The sequence below is a fragment of the Streptomyces sp. NBC_01445 genome (assembly GCF_035918235.1).
Lineage (GTDB): Bacteria > Actinomycetota > Actinomycetes > Streptomycetales > Streptomycetaceae > Streptomyces.
Genome location: NZ_CP109485.1, coordinates 4,187,991 through 4,204,980 on the forward strand (window position 1 = coordinate 4,187,991; position 16,990 = coordinate 4,204,980).

Below are 16,990 nucleotides of genomic sequence, written 5' to 3' on the forward strand. Positions count from 1 at the left end.
CGACGCGTACGTACCAGGAGGCATCCATCCTGCCGCAGGCCGTGAGTCGGCGGAGCACCGAGGCCCGATCGCGTCACGGTGTCTACGCTGGGTGTGTAGTCGGGCAAACGCCGCCGGGACAGAACCGGTGGCCTTACCAGCCGAGGAACCCCGTGAGTGACACCCCATTCGGATTCAGCCTTCCGCCGGAGGAGCCGGACGACGGCGACGAGGGCAAGAAGAAGGATCAGCAGGGCGGTGGCGGTCAGGGACCTGCCAACCCCTTCGGTTTCGGAGGAATGCCCGGCATGGGCGGCGGGGACAACCCCTTCGCCGCGATGTTCGGTTCCCTGAACCCCAATGACCTGGGGGCCGCCTTCCAGCAGCTCGGCCAGATGCTCTCGTACGAGGGCGGCCCGGTGAACTGGGAGATGGCCAAGGACATCGCCCGTCAGACGGTCTCCCAGGGCACCGCCGACGGCACCAAGGACGCGAGTGTCGGCCCCGCCGAGCGCTCGCAGGTCGAGGAGGCCGTGCGCCTGGCCGACCTGTGGCTCGACGACGCGACGTCGCTGCCGTCGGGCGCCGGGTCCGCGGTGGCGTGGAGCCGCGCCGAGTGGGTCGAGGCGACCCTCCCGGTATGGAAGGAACTCGTCGACCCGGTCGCCGAGCGTGTCGGCCTGGCCATGGGCGATGTCCTTCCCGAGGAGATGCAGGCCATGGCGGGCCCGCTCATCGGGATGATGCGCTCCATGGGCGGCGCCATGTTCGGCTCGCAGATCGGGCAGGCCGTGGGCGTCCTCGCGGGCGAGGTCGTCGGTTCGACCGACATCGGTCTGCCGCTCGGCCCCGCCGGCAAGGCGGCGCTCCTGCCGGTGAACATCGAGGCGTTCGGCAAGGACCTCGGCATCCCCAAGGAGGAGGTGCGGCTCTATCTGGCGCTGCGCGAGGCCGCCCACCAGCGGCTCTTCTCGCATGTGCCGTGGCTGCGCTCGCACCTGTTCGGCGCGGTCGAGGGGTACGCGCGCGGCATCAAGGTCGACACGGCGAAGCTGGAGGACGCGGTCGGCCAGCTCGACCCGCAGAACCCGGAGCAGCTGCAGGAGGCGCTTCAGCAGGGCATGTTCCAGCCGGAGGACACTCCGGAGCAGAAGGCCGCCCTGGCCCGCCTGGAGACCGCTCTCGCGCTCGTCGAGGGCTGGGTCGACGCCGTGGTCCACGCGGCCGCGAAGCCGCGCCTGTCGTCGGCCGACGCGCTCCGTGAGACGCTGCGCCGCCGCCGGGCGACCGGTGGCCCCGCCGAGCAGACGTTCGCCACGCTGATCGGTCTGGAGCTGCGCCCGCGCCGCCTGCGCGACGCCTCGCGACTGTGGGCCTCGCTGACGGACGCGCGCGGTGTGGACGGGCGCGACGGCCTGTGGGCGCACCCGGACATGCTGCCGACGGCCTCGGACCTGGACGACCCGGACGGCTTCGTGCACCGCGAGCAGCTGGACTTCTCCGAGATCGACAAGATGCTCGGCGAGGCGGCGAGCGGCGGCCTGGACAAGCCGAACCTCTCCAAGGAGGGCGACTCCAAGGACGACGGTCCCGCGGACAGCTCCAAGAACGACTCCGACGACTCCGACGGCTCCAAGGACGACGAGGGCAAGTGACGCTGCACGACGACGCGGTCCTCGTACTGAAGGCCTACGAGGGCCAGCCCGAGCTGCGCCAGGCGTACCTGGACCACCTGTCCGCCCATCCCGAGGACGGCATGTGGAAGGCCTGCACGGACGGTCATCTGACGGCGAGCGCGCTGGTCATCGACCCGTCCCGCGGGCGGGTGCTGCTCACGCTGCACAAGAAGCTCCAGATGTGGCTGCAGATGGGCGGCCACTGCGAGCCGGGTGACCTGACGCTCGCGGACGCCGCGCTGCGGGAGGCGACCGAGGAGTCCGGCATCCCCGGCTTGACGCTCCTGCCGGGCGGCCCCGTGCGGCTCGACCGGCATCCGATCCCGGGGCCGTGCACGCGGCATCTCGACACGCAGTACGCGGCTGTCGCTCCCGCCGACGCGGTGGCCGCCATCAGCGACGAGTCGCTCGACCTGCGCTGGTTCCCGTACGACGAGGTCGCGGGCGTGGCGGACGACTCCGTCGTGCGCCTGGTGGAAGCGACGCGCGCCCGACTGTGAGCGGGCATGTGTAAGGGGCGGCCACCACGGTGGCCGCCCCTTACACATGTCACATGGCACATGGTCACTCAGGACACATGGTCGCCCTTGGGGTCAGCTCCAGACGTTGCCCTGGTTCTGGCCGCGGGCACCCTGCTGGCCCATGCCGTACTGGGCGCCGAGGCCCTGGCCGATCACCGCGTTCTGCGGGGGCAGCAGCTCGCTGGGCTGCACGAGGGCGTAGCCCTGGCCCATGAAGCTGAGCTCCCAGCCCTCCCCCGTGTTGCCGCGGCGCCGCCACACACCGGAGGAGTGCGTCTGGGCCTGCATCTGCACGCGCAGGCCGTTGGACCAGGCGACGATCGCGTCCGCGTCGGCGTTGACGTACCGGTCCGGGGTGACCTGGAGCATCAGCGGCTGCCCCGACGTCATCAGGGCGACCTTGCCGCGCCCGGTGATGTTGAGCTGGTACTTGCCGGAGCCGGAGATGCCGTACTGGCTGTCGACGGCGACGACCTGGTAGCTGAGCGAGGAGTCGAGCGCGAGGACGTAGCTGCTGTCCACGGTCAGACCGTCCTGCTCGACCTCCACCACGTGGATGAACTGGGCGAGGTTGGCGAGGTAGACGGTGCCCTGCCCGTGGCAGCGCATCAGGTCGAGGCCCTCACCTGTGTTGGCGCGGGCGCGCCGCTGACCGGAGGTCTGGATCTCGCCGTCGAACTCGACAAGGCCCTGGTAGGCGACCATGGCGCCCTTGCGGGCGAGGATGTCGTCGTGGCCTTCCAGGGTGACCCGCAGCAGCTGCGGGTTCTGGACGGTGTAGCGCTCCTGGGTCTGCTGCTCGGAGTGCGCGAAAAGCGGGCTCTGCATGGTGTTCCGTTCCCCCTCAGCCCCGGACTCGGAGGCGGTCGGTGCTGTCCTCACTGGGCTGTACGACGACAATGCCTTCCCCGGAGAAGCCCATCTGGTAGGCCTCGCCGCTTCCGCGCCCGATGAGCGAGCCGGCCTTGAAGCTGCGCTTGCCCTTCACCTTGAGGTTCGGGGACCAGGCGATCAACGCGTCCGGGTCGACGTACGTCTCGTCCTCGCCACGGCCGCAGTCGACGACGATGGGGGTGCCCCGGGACGTGAGGGCGACATAGCCCTGCCCGGAGATCTTGATGTTCCACAGGCCCTGTCCGGCGAACTTGGCGAGGCCCTTGACGCGCTCGACGCCCCACTGGAGGTGCGCGTCGAAGGCGAGCAGGTTCGTGCCGTTCACCGAGATCGAGTCGCCACCGAGGTTGATGACGACGATCTCGGCGCCGTAGTCGGCGAGGTAGAGGATGCCGTCTCCGGTGGCCTTCATCAGGGGCGCGCCCTCGCCGGTCATCCAGTCGCGGGCGATCTGGCGGACGGCGGGCGGGTTGGGCTCGTACTGGACGAACCCTTCGTAGGCGACCATCGAGCCCACGCGCGCGAGGAGGTCGTTGCCGGTCTGCATGGCGACCTTGAGCATGTTGGCGCCGTGGTTCTCCATGCGGGCGGCTACCGGGGTCGGGGCGTAACCCGCGAGCGGCTGGTTCATGACGGGCTCCCTCAGACCTCGAACGGCTGGACGACGATGAAGTTCCCTGGCGCACCCCGGAACTGGAGGTTCACGCTCTCCCCGCTGTGTCCCGGGTAGGCGTTGTAGCGCATGCGCACCTGGCTGGACACGATCGCCTGCGCGGCGGCCGACCAGGCGACGACCGCGTTGCAGTCGGCGAACGTCGTCGGCGTCACGGGCAGCACGACGGGCGTGCCGTGCGTCTTGACGACGACCGTGCCCGTGCCCTGGAACTGCATGACGAACAGGGCGCCGCCGGGAATGCCGTGCCCCTCGATCCTGCGCACCTCGTGCTGGAGGCTCTCGTCGAACGCCAGAACGTTCTCCGCGGATACGCAGATCGCGTCGCCCTGGAGCTCGATGGGGTGCAGATGCGTGGCCTCCTCCGCGAGGAAGACCTGGCCGCGGCCGGTGCAGCGCATCAGCTGCATCTCCTGGCCGGTCGCGTTGCCCACGATCCGGCCGGCGAAGCCCGCGCCCTTGTAGCCGAACTCGACCTTGCCCTGGTAGAGCACCATGCTGCCCTGACGGGCGAGCACCGGCTGGTCGCCGCCGGTGCCGAGGTCGACGCGGATCAGCTTCTTGTTCTGCAGAGTCCACCGCTGACCGGTGGGCGCCTCGCGGAACGCCGAAAGCGCGGCGGCCACACCGGCAGCGCCTCCGCCCTGCGGCACACCCTGAGGTGCCCCGTACGGCGACGGGGCACCCTGCGGACCGGGGAACTGACCGGGCGGCTGCTGCCCGTAACCGGGAGGCGGAGTCGGCTGCCCGTAGCCCGGAGGCGGGGTCGGCGCCTGGGGCTGCTGTCCGTAGCCGGGAGGCGCGGTCGGCTGCCCGTAGCCCGGGGGCGGGGGCGCGGTCTGACCGGGCACATGTCCGATGGGCGGCGCGTGCGGGGTGGGCGCGGCCGGCGGCTGCATGGCGCCGGGCGGCGTGGCCAGCGGTGCGACGATCGTCGGCGCCGCGTGCACCGACGGCGGGGCCGGGGCGGGCGCGGGCGGCGGCGTGGCTGCCTGCGGCGGCGCGTAGCCCTGCTGGGCGGGCTGCGGGGCCGGGGCGGGCGCGGGCGCGCCGAAGGCGGGTGGCGCCGTGGCCTGCCCGGGCGGCGCGAACGACGGTGCACCGGCCTGCTGCTGGGGCGGCGCGGCGGCGGGCTCCTCGTCGGCGACCTCACCGCCGAAGTTCTTCAGCAGCGCGTCGAGTCCGCCGTCGAACCCCTGCCCGACGGCCGCGAACCGCCAGACGTCCTTCAGGTAGAAGTCGCCCAGCATCACGGCACGTTCGGTCGAGAACTCCGTGCCGTTGAACGAATAGCGGGCGACCTCCTCGCCACCCGCGACGATCCGTACGTATCCGGGGGCGATCTGCGACATCTGCCCGGCGCCGTCGATCGTCGCGGTGAACGACAACTTCTGGATGTTCGCCGGGATCCGGTCGAGGGTGACGCGGAAGGACTCGCTGTCGCCGGCCTGCGCACCGAGAAGCTGAATCGACTCCTCGGGCGATTTCGGCTGATTGAAGAAGACGAAATACCGGTCGTCCGAGAGCCGTTCGTCGGCGTCAAGACCGAAGCAGCTGATGTCGAAGGTCAGCCCGGGACCCGTGATCTGCACGCCTACGTACAGATCGGTGCCCGCGGTGAGGTCACTGATCTTGGCCTTGTGGCCGCGTTGGAATTCCCTGGCCATGCGTAACGACCGTCCCCCATCCCGAAGGTGAATACGTCGCGTCAGGCTAACCGCAATCACTGACAGCGGCGGCAGCCGGTACAGCCCTGGTACACAACGGGAACGCGGCGGGCGGAATCAGCGAAGGGACGACGGACAGTCAGACCTGGTCGCCGGAAGACCATAAGAGGGTGACTGCTCCGTCAGTCACTCCAAGGCGTTCGCTCATGGGAGGCCACTCGTGGGCGGTCACTCCCGGGTGCTCACTCCTCGCGAGCGGCCGGCAGATGCGGCAGCCGGTCGGCCGCGACAACACCCTCGAGATAGCCCCGCGCCCGCTCCGTGCGCGGATACGCCTCAAGGAGACGCCAGAACCGCGGCCCGTGCCCCGGCACCAGCAGATGCGCCAACTCGTGTACGAGTACGTAGTCGACCACGTACTCCGGCATCCCCTGCAGCCGGTGCGACAGCCGGATGCTGCCCTCGGACGGCGTGCACGACCCCCAGCGCGTGTTCTGATTCGTCACCCAGCGCACGGACGTGGGGCGGGCCCGGCCATCGAAGCACTGCTCGGACAGCCGCTCCGCCCGCTCGGCGAGCTCCGCGTCCCCCAGGACCCGTTTGCTCTCCTGCGCGGCCAGCTTGTCGAGCATGACGTTGACCCAGCGCTTCTCCTCGGCCTCCGACATACGGGCCGGAATGAGGACGACGGTCCGGTCACCCTCGCGATACGCGGAGACCGTTCGGCGTCGCCGGGCGCTTCTGCGGACCTCTACCGCGCTCGCCCTCGGGCCGCTCGGCGGCGGGCTGGTCGTGCTGCGCTGCGTGTTCGTGGCACGGTGCAGTGGGTCGGCGGGCACGCCCCGACGTTACCCGCTGCACATGGGGGAAGTCCCGCCTCCGGGACTCTTCGGTGCGGCCCCGCACCCCTCCCGCTCGATTTATACGACTAACACCCACCCCCTGTGGATAACTTTTCACACGGATTCCCCCCGCCATGCATCCTGGCAATCGACCGACGAGCCACCCGAATTCCGGCCCGCGGTCACGTCACCAACGCCACCGACTTCGCCAAGGTCATCAACTTGATCGCCAACTGGCCAACTTGATCACCAGAGCGAGAACACAAGCATCACGGGGGAACAGATGGGCACTTCACCGCCGACAGCCATGCATCCGATCCTGAAACCGGCGCTGCGACGCGGCTGGCGCGACCTCAATACCGTCCAGTTCGGCGTGGCAGCCGCCCACGCCGTCGTACTCGGCCCGGTCGACACCGCGACCGGCACCTTCCTCACCCTCCTCGACGGAACCCGCGGCGTGGCCCTGCTGCGCGACGAAGGCCGCCGGATGGGGCTGCCCGACGGCCATGTCGACGCCCTGCTCCACCGGCTGACGAGGGCCGGACTGCTCGACGACGCCACCGGCGGAGGCCCGGCCTTCGACGCGCTCCGCAGGCGCCAAGGAGTCCTCGACCGACTCCGCCCCGACCTGGCAGCCCTCACGATCCTCTCCCCTGAACCAGCCGCAGGGGCAAGAAAATTGGCGGCCCGCCGCAGCATGCGCGTCCAGGTCCGGGGAACCGGCCGCGTCGGCACGGTCATCGCGTCCGTCCTGTCCGCCGCAGGCGTCGGCCACGTCGATGTGCGCGACGGAGGCATCGTCGAACCGTGGGACGTGGCCCCGGGCGGACTCCCCGTCGAATCCGTCGGAGAACGCCGAGACACGGCCGCGTATCGAGCCGCACGCAAGGCCGCACCCGACCGCCCACCCCGCCCCGACCGCCGCTCCGGCCCACCTCGATCCCAAGCCCAGCCCCAATCCCCGTCAGAGATCCAAGCCCCGCCCTCAGCCGAGGAACCTGCCCTCTCCCTCGTGATCATCGCCCCACGGGACGGCCTGTCCCCCCACACCCCCGACCCCCTGGCCGCCGAAGAACTCATCGCCTCGGGCACGCCCCACCTCTACGCCGGAGTGGTCGAGGCCACCGGAGTCGTCGGCCCCCTGGTACTGCCCGGCGGCACCGCCTGCGCCGGCTGCCTGTCGCTGGACCGCACCGACCGCGACCCCACCTGGCCCCGCCTGCTCGCTCAATGGCGTTCCGGGCGTCAACTCCAGGTACCCGCATGCGACCTGGCTCTCGCCACGGCCGTCGCCGGACTCACGGCAGCACACGCGCTGGCCTTCCTCGACGGCGAACTGCCGTCCAGCACCGGCGCCCGCTGGGAGGCATCGGCTCCGGGACTCGACTGGCACGCCCGCCCGGTATGGGCACATCCGGACTGCTCATGCGGAGCAGGTGAGAGAAGTAAGGGGGAGCAGGCCTCCGAGGGCGGAGAGCAGCACGACACAATGGCCGGGTAACCGCCACTGGCGGCACGGCAGGCTGGGACTTGGAGGGGCGTATGTCTGATCTTCCCCGGAAGGCGGTAACCCGTACTGCCAAACTGGCCGCGCTGCCACTCGGCTTCGCCGGGCGCGCGACCTGGGGCCTCGGCAAACGCATCGGCGGGAAGTCGGCCGAGATCGTCGGGCGGGAACTGCAACAGCGCACGGCGGACCAGCTCTTCAAGGTTCTCGGTGAGCTCAAAGGCGGAGCCATGAAGTTCGGGCAGGCCATGTCCGTCTTCGAATCCGCCCTCCCCGAGGAGGTCGCAGGCCCGTACCGCGCCGCGCTGACCAAACTCCAGGAAGCGGCGCCCCCAATGCCCACCAGGACGGTCCACGCCGTCCTCGCGGAACGGCTCGGCGACGAATGGCGGGAGAATTTCCTGGAGTTCGAGGACAAGCCCGCGGCAGCAGCATCGATAGGGCAGGTCCACCGCGCCATCTGGCACGACGGCCGCGAGGTCGCCGTCAAGGTGCAGTACCCGGGAGCCGGCGAGGCCCTGCTTTCCGACCTGAACCAACTCGGCCGCTTCGCCCGCCTCCTCGGCCCCCTGATCCCCGGCATGGACATCAAACCGCTCATCACAGAACTGCGCGACCGGGTGTCCGAGGAACTCGACTACGGGCTGGAGGCACAGGCCCAGCGGGCTTGCGCCGAAGAGTTCGCCGACGATCCGGATGTGCACGTACCCGACGTGGTGCACCAGAGCGACCAGGTCCTCATCACCGAATGGATAGACGGAACACCGCTCTCCGAGGTGATCACCGACGGCACCGACGAACAACGGAACCGGGCAGGACAGCTTCTCGCCCGCTTCCTGTTCTCGGGCCCGTCCCGCACCAGCCTCCTCCACGCCGATCCGCACCCTGGAAACTTCAGGCTGCTGCCCGACGAGAAGAACGGCTGGCGACTCGGAGTCCTCGACTTCGGCACCGTGGACCGGCTCCCCGGCGGCCTCCCCGAAACCATCGGCACCTCACTGCGCATGACCCTGGCGGGCAACGCGGAAGCGGTCTACGAACTGCTGCGCACAGAGGGCTTCGTCAAGGAGACGATCGACCTCGAACCCGACGCGGTGCTCGAGTACCTGTTGCCGATCATCGAGCCGGCCCTGGTCGACGAGTTCACCTTCACGCGCGGCTGGATGCGCAGCCAGGCCGCACGCATCGCCGATCTGCGCTCCCCCGCCCACCAGCTCGGCAAGCAACTGAACCTGCCGCCCTCCTACCTCCTGATACATCGCGTGACCCTCAGCACCATCGGAGTCCTGTGCCAACTCGGCGCGACGGTACGGCTACGGGACGAACTCGAGAGGTGGCTACCGGGATTCCTGGCGGGGGACGAGGAGCCCGTTGACGACGCGGCAGGCGGAGCGGTCGTGGGCTCGGCCGGCGTCACGGTCGATGGCTCGGCCGTCGGCGCGGTCGAAGACATAGCTGCGGAAGGAGCGGCGAGCGCGGGGACAAGCGAGGGCGTCTCGGCTGCTGAGGCGTGATCAAAAACCGGGGGCGGGGTGGGGAGGGGGCGGGGGCGGGGGAGGCCCCCAAGGAATGTTCCGCCGAAACTCACCACCACTCCGAATCCAGCCGCCCCTCAATAGCCCTCAGGTTCTCCCGGGCGCAGCGGTCGCAGTAATGCCGGCCGGTCCCGTTCTCCACTGAGTAGGTCCAGGTCGGCGGGGCGCCCTGGGCGGTGGTGCCGCAGAGGGCGCACACGATGGTGCCGGGTTCGGGCTCGGGTCGCTGCGCTGAGTCGCCGTCGGGAAGAGACGTCACGTGGTGACGATAGCTCCGTCTTCCGAGGCTGTGGGGCAACGCACCGCGGGGGCCGGTCCGTTGTGGATCGGCCCCCGCGGGGTGGGTCACTGCATGACCGCCATGGCGAGCGCGCGGCGGGCGCGCAGTGATGCGCGCTCGGCGCGGCGCTGCATCCGGCGGGCCGTTGCCAGGCGCAGTGCGCGGCGTTCGGCCTCGGCGGAGCGCAGCCGCTCGTGCATATGCGCACGAGCCAGCGCTTCTGGGATGAGTTGCATCTCTCGGGTCCTGTTCTGGCGCGAGTCGTTCGCGTCGGTGGTGGTGAAGTCTGGGGTCGCAGAGCCGGTGGGCTCGCTGGTGGACGGCTTCATCGGGGCCTGCTTCTGGGGGTCGTGCGTCAGGGGGCGGTCGATCGTTCCTCGTGCGTTCATGCCGCGACCGGGTTCTTGCGCGGGCGGCCACGCGGCCGCTTCCGGGCTACGACGACGCCCTGGATGAACAGCTCGCCGCCCCAGACGCCCCAGGGCTCGCGCCGCTCCTTGGCGCCGGCGAGGCAGGCCTCGACGAGCGGGCAGGTGCGGCAGAGGGACTTGGCGTACTCGACGTCCGCCGGCGACTCCGCGAAGAAGACCTCGGGGTCGTAGGCACGGCAGGGGACGGGTACGCCGAGGTTCTCGATGGCGTCGTCGAGCGCGGTGAGCGCAGTCAGGGGGTTCAAGGTGGGGTCCTCCGTGAGACCGGGCGGGGGGAGAGTGTCTGAAGGCGGTACTGACGGGGCGTGCGCTTCGAGTTGCACGGTGTTGTCTTCCTCGTCTGGTCGTTCCGGCCTGTGGGCCGGGTGGCGGTGGTACCGGGTCTTTTCTTGTTCCCGAGGCCCCTTCGTTCTGTTGTCCCGTGCGGGCAAAACAGAAGGGCCGCGGATCCCGGGTGGGGTTCCGCGGCCCTGAAGGCGCCGGCCTGATCGAGGATCAGGCTGGATCACTCCAGGGTTCGAGCCCACGGAAGGCCCACATCGTGTGGTGGTGCGTCGTCTGCTTCCGGGATCCGGCACCGGCCGCCGCAAAGGCATAGGCCTGGGCCTGTGCCGTTGCTACTGCTTCCGGTGCCTTGGTCGGTCGCTCATTGCTCTCGCGGACGGGAAGGTCGGCGAGAGACAGGAAGGACTCCGGACGGGCGGCGGGAATGCCGGACGCACCGGTGCCCAGGTTCGAGAAACCGAGCAGGCAGGAAGCGACGACCGAGCGATCGGTCATTTTGGCGGTGCTGATGAAGCTGGCGTTGATGCTGATCACTGGAATTCGCCTCCTCTCGGCGTCTCTGGGACCGGGGTGAACCGGTCCGACGGCTTTAGTACAGCACGGAACCAGGGCCTCGGAGAAGAGGCGCTGTTCCCGTGCTTAAGAACCTATGGGGATTGCTGGGGCATGCGCAAACTATTTTTTCGACGAGTTTGCATCAGTCGTCCTCGTCGACTCCTCCTACGCCCTCATCCGGGGCCCCACCTGCGCAGATGGTGAGCACGTCGGTGCCGAACCGGTTGAGCTTGCGCATGCCGACGCCGGGGATGCGGGCGAGTTGGGCCGCGTCTTCGGGCATGGCTTCGGCGATGGCGATGAGGGTCTTGTCGGTGAAGACGCAGAAGGCGGGCTGTCCGAGCTGTTGTGCCTGGTCGGCGCGCCAGTCGCGGAGTCGCTCGTAGAGGCCCTCGTCCATGTCGGAGGGGCAGTCCTCGCAGCGCATGAGTTTCATCTCGCCGGCGTCGGTGAGGGTGCGTCCGCAGACGTGGCAGCGGGCGACGGTTCGGGCGGTGCGGCGTCGGACGGGTCCGGTGGTGGTGCGGGGCGTCGAGGGTGTGCCGTGTTCGATGCCGCCTTGTCCGGTGCTGGTGTTGCGGGCCGCGGCTCCTGAGGTGCCTGGCCGGATGCCGTCGAGGAAGCGGCTGGGGCGGCGGTTGGGGCGGCCGCCGGGTGAGCGGGAGAGGGCCCAGGACAGGCTGAGGTGGTGGCGGGCCCGGGTGACGCCGACGTAGAGGAGGCGGCGTTCTTCCTCGATTTGTTCGTCGGTCTTGGCGTAGGTGATCGGCATCATGCCTTCGGCGAGGCCGACGAGGAAGACGGCGTCCCATTCGAGGCCCTTGGCGGCGTGCAGGGAGGCGAGGGTGATGCCTTCGACGGTGGGTGCGTGTTGGGCGGCGGCGCGTTCGTCGAGTTCGGTGACGAGGTCGGTGAGGGTGGCGGTGGGTTTGGCGCGGGCGAAGTCTTCGGCGAGGCGTACGAGGGCGGCGAGGGATTCCCAGCGTTCGCGGACGGCTCCGGAGCCGTCCGGGGGTTGGCTGGTCCAGCCTTCGCCGGAGAGGACGGCTCGGACCTGGGAGGGCAGGTCGACGGCGTCGTCGAGGAGGGAGTCGTTGTTTCCGAAGCGGGCGGCGCTTCGGAGGGCGTGGCCTGCTTTGCGTACTTCCGCGCGCTCGAAGAAGCGTTCTGCGCCGCGTAGCTGGTAGGGGATGCCTGCGTCGGCGAGGGCTTGCTCGTAGATCTCGGACTGTCCGTTGGTGCGGAACAGGATGGCGATTTCGCCGGCGGAGACGCCGTTGTCGATGAGGGTGCGGATGCGGCGGGCGGTGCCTTCGGCTTCGGTGGGTTCGTCGGCGTAGTCGGTGTAGGCGGGTTCTGGTCCTCGGTCCCGTTGGGAGATGAGTTCGAGGCGGTGTTCGGCGGCTCGGCCTTTGGCGTGGGAGAGGAGGGTGTTGGCGAGGTGGACGACCTGGGGGGTGGAGCGGTAGTCGCGCACGAGTTTGACGACGGTGGCGCCGGGGTGACGGGTGCGGAAGTTGAGCAGGTGGTCGGGGGTGGCGCCGGTGAAGGAGTAGATGGTCTGGCTGGCGTCGCCGACGACGCAGAGGTTGTCGCGGTCGCCGAGCCAGAGGTCGAGGAGTCGCTGCTGGAGGGGGCTGACGTCTTGGTATTCGTCGACTACGAAGTGCTGGTACTGGGAGCGGACCTGTTCTGCGATGTCGTGGCGGTCCTGGAGGATGCCGACGGTGAGCAGGAGGACGTCCTCGAAGTCGATGAGGGTGCGGTCGCGCTTGAGCGTTTCGTAGGTGGCGTAGATCTGGGCGGTCTCTGCGTTGTTGCGGGGGGTGAGACGTCCGGCTTTGGCGGCTGCTGCGGCGTAGTCGGCGGGGACGGTCTGGGTGACTTTCGACCATTCGATTTCGGCCGTGACGTCGCGGAGTTCGCCGCGCTCGAGGCGGATGCGGCAGGCGGCGGCCGCGTCGGCGACGAGCTGGATCTTGCGGTCGACGATGCGGGGGAGTTCGCCGCCGACTGCTTTGGGCCAGAAGAACTGGAGCTGGCGCAGGGCGGCGGCGTGGAAGGTGCGGGCTTGGACTCCGCCGGCGCCGAGGTGGCGGAGTCGGCCGCGCATTTCGCCTGCTGCGCGGTTGGTGAAGGTGACGGCGAGGATGCTGTTGGGCTGGAGGATGCCCGAGCGGACTCCGTAGGCGATGCGGTGGGTGATGGCGCGGGTCTTGCCTGTGCCCGCGCCGGCGAGGACGCACACCGGTCCGTGCAGGGCGGTGGCGACGGCGCGCTGTTCGGGGTCGAGCCCGTCGAGCACCGCGTCGGCCGTGTCCGGAACCTGCGGGAAGAGGGTGGAGTGCGTTGCTGCTGTCACCCCGCCATGCTGCCAGGTCGGTGGGGGCGGGTGCGTCGCGTTGTCCACAGGGGGCGGGTGCAGTCGTATTAATGCGGCGCGTGTCACGTCTGCGGGTGTGGTGGACGTCATGCGTGGGCGGTGGTGGGTGCTCGGGCGGGGGCGGGAATGGTGGCCGGGTCACGTACGTTCGACTCATTGCGAAGAAGCATTCCGAGCCGTGAAGGAGCATGAGGACATGCCGGGGACTGTGACGATGTACAGCACGACGTGGTGCGGCTACTGCCGTCGGCTGAAGGGCCAGATGGACCGCGAGGGCATCGAGTACAACGAGGTCAACATCGAGCAGGACCCGGATTCTGCGGCGTTCGTCGAGAAGGCGAACGGCGGAAACCAGACGGTTCCGACCGTTCAGGTCGTTCCCGCCAATGGTGGGGTCGAGGTCATCATGACGAACCCGAGCCTTGCCCAGGTCAAGCAGGCGCTGGGCGACGCCGCCTGATCGCTCCGTCCGTACAGACTGGCCCCTGCTTCGGCGGGGGTCTTCTGTATTTCGTGGTCACTTTCCCTTTGGCCTGTTCCGGTCGGCGTCCGTCTCCAGGGGGTAGCCGATCTTGGTCGCCTCTTTGGTGACGGTGGTCATGGATGCCTCGGGGTTCAAGCGGAGGGTCAAGGCCCGGTTCAAGGGTCGGTGGGCGTACACGTGGCGTACTACGTCGATGTCGACCGCGGTCTCGTAGTAGTCCTCGGCGAATGCTTGGAATGCGGCCGGGGTTGCGTCGGTGAGCAGGCGGAACATCCATCCGGAGCCGTCGGGGTCCGGGTGGTTGTCGGGGTATTCGATGTCGCCCGTGCGCCACTGTTCATCGTCGGTCTCGCGCCATAGGCATGCCGTCACCCTGGGCATGTCTTCGTCGGTGAAGGCCGGTTCGTCGACGTAGGCGCGGAACGGGGCGGGGACCGAGTCCACCACGCCTGGCCAGGGCAGATCGTCGACGTAGGGGCTCATTGGCGACTCGTGGTCGAAGGCCCGGATGTACGCGCCCGCGGGGGCGAAGACGATGTCGAGCTCGTCTCCGGAGCCGTTTCTCATCGAAGCGATCTGGTCCGTGTCCGACCAGGTGCGGCTGTACGAGTAGTACCGCTCGCCGTCCGGGTTCAGTACCGCTTCCAGCATCGCCATCGAGCGGCACAGGTCCCGCAGGGTTGGGATGTCGGGAAGGCCGCGAGCTACGTCGTGAACGGTCATGCGGCCCATCCAAGCGGATGCCCTGCCTGGTGCGGCCTGATCCGACCTGACCGGTTGGGTCCCGGGTCAGGTCGGATCGGATCAGATCTGATCCAGGCTGGGCTTATACGGCGTCGCCGGGCTTGGGGAGGGGCTTGCCGTACCAGAGTTCGATGAGGCGGGCCGCGATCGAGATCCCGTAGGGGGGCATGACCTCTCCGGACTCGAACGCGGCGCGCAGGTCTTCGCGGGAGAACCAGCGGGCCTCGTGGATCTCTTCGCCGTCGACGTTGATCTCGGACGAGGTGGCGCGGGCCATGAAGCCGAGCATGAGGCTGGAGGGGAACGGCCAGGGCTGGCTGGCGACGTACTCGACGTCTGGTCCGACGACGACTCCGGCTTCTTCGAAGACCTCGCGGCGCACGGACTGCTCGATGGACTCTCCGGGCTCGACGAAGCCGGCGAGGGTGGAGAAGCGGCCTTCGGGCCAGTGGACCTGGCGGCCGAGGAGTGCGCGGTCCTCGTCGTCCGTGACGAGCATGATCACTGCGGGGTCGGTGCGGGGGTAGTGCTCGGCCCCGCAGGCCTGGCAGCGGCGGATGTGGCCCGCGGCGGCGATGACGGTGCGTTCGCCGCAGCGGGAGCAGAAGCGGTGCAGTCGCTGCCAGTTCTCGAGGGCGACGGCGTGCACCATGAGGCCGGCGTCCCGGGGGGACAGGAGGAGTCCGGCTTCGCGCAGGCCGGCGGCGCGCGCGGACTGGTCGATGCGGCCGGGGAGGGTGTCCTTCTGGAGGGCGAAGTAGCTGACGCCGTCGTCGTCGGTGCCCAGGAAGTAGCGGTGGGCTTCGGTGAGGGGCGCTTCGAAGGACGGGGTCATGACCAGTTCGGTGGCGCCGTCCGGCGTCTCGTCGATCAGCACCTGTCCACCGGAGACCACGAAGACGCGGGTGGTGGGGTGGCTCCAGGCTGCGGCGAGCCAGGCCTCGTCGAGGCGGTGGTGGGCGGCGCGGTCGATGCCGCTGGGCGCGGAGAGTGAGAGCGGACGGTCGGCTGTGCGGTCGGTCCAGGTGGTCACGGGTGCTTCCAACTCCCCCGGTGGAATGGGTGTTTCGGCGGGACGGTTCGGCTGGGCGGGTGCGGGGTGCGGCGGGCGGGGTGGCTCAGTGTGCATCGCGCCAGTTCTCCGCGAGGTCGCCCCACAGGTGGGCGGCTGTTTCGACGCCCTTTTTGAGGAGGTCGAGTTCGACTTTCTCGTTGGGGGCGTGCCAGCCGTCGGAGGGGACGGAGATGCCGAGGAAGAGGACGGGTGCGTCGAGGACGTCCTGGAGGTCGGCGGCGGGGCCGGAGCCTCCTTCGCGCGTGAAGCGGATCTTCTGGTCGAAGGCGAGGTTCATGGCGCGGACGACGGACTGGAGTGCGGGGTGGTCGAGGGGGGTGAGGCAGGGGCGGGTGGCGGCGCCGAAGGTGACGGTGTGGCGGATTCCGGCGGGGAGCTGCCCGGCGACCCAGTCGGTGATGGCCTTTTCGACGTGGTCGGGGTCCTGTCCGGCGACGAGGCGGAAGGACAGCTTCAGCATGGCTGAGGAGGGGACGATGGTTTTGCCGCCGGGGCCTTGGTAGCCGCCGCCGATGCCGTTGACCTCGGCGGTGGGGCGGGCCCAGATCCGTTCGAGGGTGGTGTGGCCGGCTTCGCCGTGGGTGGCGTGCGACTTGGCGGTGCTCAGCCATTGGGCTTCGTCGAAGGGGAGCTCGGCGAAGAGTTCCCGTTCGCGGTCGGTGAGGGGGGTGATGCCGTCGTAGAAGCCGGGGACGGCCACGCGCGCGTGGCCGTCGTGGAGGGCCGCGACGAGGCGGGCGGCGGCGGTGGCGGGGTTGGGTACGGCGCCGCCGAAGGATCCGGAGTGGATGTCCTGGTCGGGGCCGTGGAGTTCGATCTCGCAGTCGGCGAGGCCGCGCATTCCGGTGCAGACGGTGGGGGTGTCCTCGGACCACATGCCGGTGTCGGAGACGATCACGGCGTCTGCGGTGAGGCGGTCCCTGTGCTGCTCGACGAGGGCGCGGAAGTGGGGGGACCCGGATTCCTCTTCGCCCTCCACGAGGAGCTTGAGGTGGACGGCGGGGGTGGTGCGGCCGGTGGCGGCGAGGTGGGCGCGGACGCCGAGTGTGTGAAAGAACACCTGTCCCTTGTCGTCGGCTGCTCCGCGCGCGTGGAGGCGGTTTCCGATGACGACGGGTTCGAAGGGGTCTGTGTTCCAGCCGTCCTCGCGGGCCGCGGGCTGGACGTCGTGGTGCCCGTAGACGAGGACGGTGGGGGCGTGCGGGTCGTCGCAGGGCCAGTCGGCGAAGACGGCGGGCGCGCCGGGTGTCTCCCAGACCTCGGTGGTCGGGAATCCGGTCTCCCGGAGTTTCGCGGCGAGCCAGTCGGCGCTGCGGCGTACGTCGGGTGCGTGGTCGGGCTGGGCCGACACGGACGGGATACGGAGCCACTCGGCGAGGTCCTGGAGGAACGCGTCGTGGTGGGTATCGATGTACGCACGGACGGCGCTGACGGCGTTGTCAACGGGCTTGCTCATGGT

General features: G+C 69.6%; 17 protein-coding genes. 5 read left to right on the forward strand and 12 right to left on the reverse strand.

Going from position 1 to position 16,990, the window contains the following annotated elements; translation table 11 throughout:
- Positions 1–152 precede the first annotated feature (152 nt).
- Positions 153–1,634, forward strand: coding sequence for a zinc-dependent metalloprotease (locus OG574_RS18955; protein ID WP_326774200.1), 1,482 nt, complete (start codon positions 153–155; stop codon positions 1,632–1,634).
- Positions 1,631–2,155: an NUDIX hydrolase gene (locus tag OG574_RS18960; protein WP_326774201.1), complete on the forward strand. Its 525-nt coding sequence runs from the start codon at positions 1,631–1,633 to the stop codon at positions 2,153–2,155. Before OG574_RS18955 ends, OG574_RS18960 begins: the two co-directional genes overlap by 4 nt.
- 93 nt (positions 2,156–2,248) lie before the next feature.
- Here OG574_RS18960 and OG574_RS18965 read toward each other — a convergent pair whose 3' ends face one another.
- The 4 genes from OG574_RS18965 to OG574_RS18980 form a co-directional block, all read right to left on the reverse strand.
- Positions 2,249–3,004, reverse strand: a complete 756-nt coding sequence (locus OG574_RS18965) for an AIM24 family protein (RefSeq protein ID WP_100596678.1) — start codon at positions 3,002–3,004, stop codon at positions 2,249–2,251.
- 16 nt (positions 3,005–3,020) lie between these two features.
- Positions 3,021–3,701, reverse strand: coding sequence for an AIM24 family protein (locus tag OG574_RS18970; RefSeq protein ID WP_100596677.1), 681 nt, complete (start codon positions 3,699–3,701; stop codon positions 3,021–3,023).
- A gap of 11 nt (positions 3,702–3,712) precedes the next feature.
- Positions 3,713–5,410 carry a TerD family protein gene (locus OG574_RS18975; RefSeq protein ID WP_326774202.1) on the reverse strand — a complete coding sequence of 566 codons (1,698 nt, stop codon included), beginning with the start codon at positions 5,408–5,410 and terminating at the stop codon, positions 3,713–3,715.
- Between the two features lie 242 nt (positions 5,411–5,652).
- Positions 5,653–6,249, reverse strand: a complete 597-nt coding sequence (locus tag OG574_RS18980) for a M48 metallopeptidase family protein (RefSeq protein WP_100596675.1) — start codon at positions 6,247–6,249, stop codon at positions 5,653–5,655.
- A gap of 310 nt (positions 6,250–6,559) precedes the next feature.
- Here OG574_RS18980 and OG574_RS18985 point away from each other — a divergent pair, with 310 nt between their 5' ends.
- On the forward strand, positions 6,560–7,753 hold the full coding sequence (locus OG574_RS18985) for a ThiF family adenylyltransferase (protein WP_326774203.1): 1,194 nt from the start codon (positions 6,560–6,562) through the stop codon (positions 7,751–7,753).
- Between the two features lie 41 nt (positions 7,754–7,794).
- Positions 7,795–9,273 (forward strand): ABC1 kinase family protein, encoded by a 1,479-nt coding sequence (locus OG574_RS18990; protein ID WP_326774204.1) that lies wholly within the window; start codon positions 7,795–7,797, stop codon positions 9,271–9,273.
- A gap of 70 nt (positions 9,274–9,343) precedes the next feature.
- Here the strand turns inward: OG574_RS18990 and OG574_RS18995 are convergent, their stop codons facing one another.
- The 5 genes from OG574_RS18995 to OG574_RS19015 form a co-directional block, all read right to left on the reverse strand.
- A complete protein-coding gene (locus OG574_RS18995; RefSeq protein ID WP_100596672.1) occupies positions 9,344–9,553 on the reverse strand; it encodes a hypothetical protein in 210 nt (69 codons plus the stop codon).
- Between the two features lie 86 nt (positions 9,554–9,639).
- A complete protein-coding gene (locus tag OG574_RS19000) occupies positions 9,640–9,963 on the reverse strand; it encodes a hypothetical protein (RefSeq protein ID WP_326774205.1) in 324 nt (107 codons plus the stop codon).
- Entirely contained in the window at positions 9,960–10,328 is a 369-nt protein-coding gene (locus tag OG574_RS19005) for a WhiB family transcriptional regulator (protein ID WP_326774206.1), read from the reverse strand. Before OG574_RS19005 ends, OG574_RS19000 begins: the two co-directional genes overlap by 4 nt.
- Positions 10,329–10,500: 172 nt before the next feature.
- Positions 10,501–10,824, reverse strand: a complete 324-nt coding sequence (locus OG574_RS19010; protein WP_100596669.1) for a hypothetical protein — start codon at positions 10,822–10,824, stop codon at positions 10,501–10,503.
- Positions 10,825–10,987: 163 nt separating this feature from the next.
- Complete coding sequence (locus OG574_RS19015) at positions 10,988–13,318, reverse strand: ATP-dependent DNA helicase UvrD2 (RefSeq protein WP_442816831.1); 2,331 nt, start codon at positions 13,316–13,318, stop codon at positions 10,988–10,990.
- A gap of 106 nt (positions 13,319–13,424) precedes the next feature.
- Here OG574_RS19015 and OG574_RS19020 point away from each other — a divergent pair, with 106 nt between their 5' ends.
- Positions 13,425–13,688 carry a mycoredoxin gene (locus OG574_RS19020; RefSeq protein WP_326774208.1) on the forward strand — a complete coding sequence of 88 codons (264 nt, stop codon included), beginning with the start codon at positions 13,425–13,427 and terminating at the stop codon, positions 13,686–13,688.
- Positions 13,689–13,745: 57 nt separating this feature from the next.
- Here the strand turns inward: OG574_RS19020 and OG574_RS19025 are convergent, their stop codons facing one another.
- The 3 genes from OG574_RS19025 to OG574_RS19035 all read right to left on the reverse strand — a co-directional run bounded on the left by OG574_RS19025 (position 13,746) and on the right by OG574_RS19035 (position 16,987).
- Positions 13,746–14,435 carry a hypothetical protein gene (locus OG574_RS19025; RefSeq protein WP_326774209.1) on the reverse strand — a complete coding sequence of 230 codons (690 nt, stop codon included), beginning with the start codon at positions 14,433–14,435 and terminating at the stop codon, positions 13,746–13,748.
- Between the two features lie 103 nt (positions 14,436–14,538).
- Positions 14,539–15,489, reverse strand: coding sequence for an NAD(+) diphosphatase (gene nudC, locus OG574_RS19030; protein WP_100596665.1), 951 nt, complete (start codon positions 15,487–15,489; stop codon positions 14,539–14,541).
- 85 nt (positions 15,490–15,574) lie between these two features.
- Positions 15,575–16,987 carry a dipeptidase gene (locus OG574_RS19035; protein WP_326774210.1) on the reverse strand — a complete coding sequence of 471 codons (1,413 nt, stop codon included), beginning with the start codon at positions 16,985–16,987 and terminating at the stop codon, positions 15,575–15,577.
- Positions 16,988–16,990 lie beyond the last annotated feature (3 nt).

What these genes read in the sequence shown, in the direction of transcription:
- OG574_RS18965 (WP_100596678.1), bottom strand. Translation starts at nt 3,004, where the DNA reads ATGCAGAGCCCGCTTTTCGCGCACTCCGAGCAGCAGACCCAGGAGCGC.
- OG574_RS18970 (WP_100596677.1), bottom strand. Translation starts at nt 3,701, where the DNA reads ATGAACCAGCCGCTCGCGGGTTACGCCCCGACCCCGGTAGCCGCCCGC.
- OG574_RS18975 (WP_326774202.1), bottom strand. Translation starts at nt 5,410, where the DNA reads ATGGCCAGGGAATTCCAACGCGGCCACAAGGCCAAGATCAGTGACCTC.
- OG574_RS18985 (WP_326774203.1), top strand. Translation starts at nt 6,560, where the DNA reads ATGCATCCGATCCTGAAACCGGCGCTGCGACGCGGCTGGCGCGACCTC.
- OG574_RS18990 (WP_326774204.1), top strand. Translation starts at nt 7,795, where the DNA reads ATGTCTGATCTTCCCCGGAAGGCGGTAACCCGTACTGCCAAACTGGCC.
- OG574_RS19000 (WP_326774205.1), bottom strand. Translation starts at nt 9,963, where the DNA reads ATGAACGCACGAGGAACGATCGACCGCCCCCTGACGCACGACCCCCAG.
- OG574_RS19015 (WP_442816831.1), bottom strand. Translation starts at nt 13,318, where the DNA reads ATGACGTCCACCACACCCGCAGACGTGACACGCGCCGCATTAATACGA.
- OG574_RS19020 (WP_326774208.1), top strand. Translation starts at nt 13,425, where the DNA reads ATGCCGGGGACTGTGACGATGTACAGCACGACGTGGTGCGGCTACTGC.
- OG574_RS19025 (WP_326774209.1), bottom strand. Translation starts at nt 14,435, where the DNA reads ATGACCGTTCACGACGTAGCTCGCGGCCTTCCCGACATCCCAACCCTG.
- OG574_RS19035 (WP_326774210.1), bottom strand. Translation starts at nt 16,987, where the DNA reads ATGAGCAAGCCCGTTGACAACGCCGTCAGCGCCGTCCGTGCGTACATC.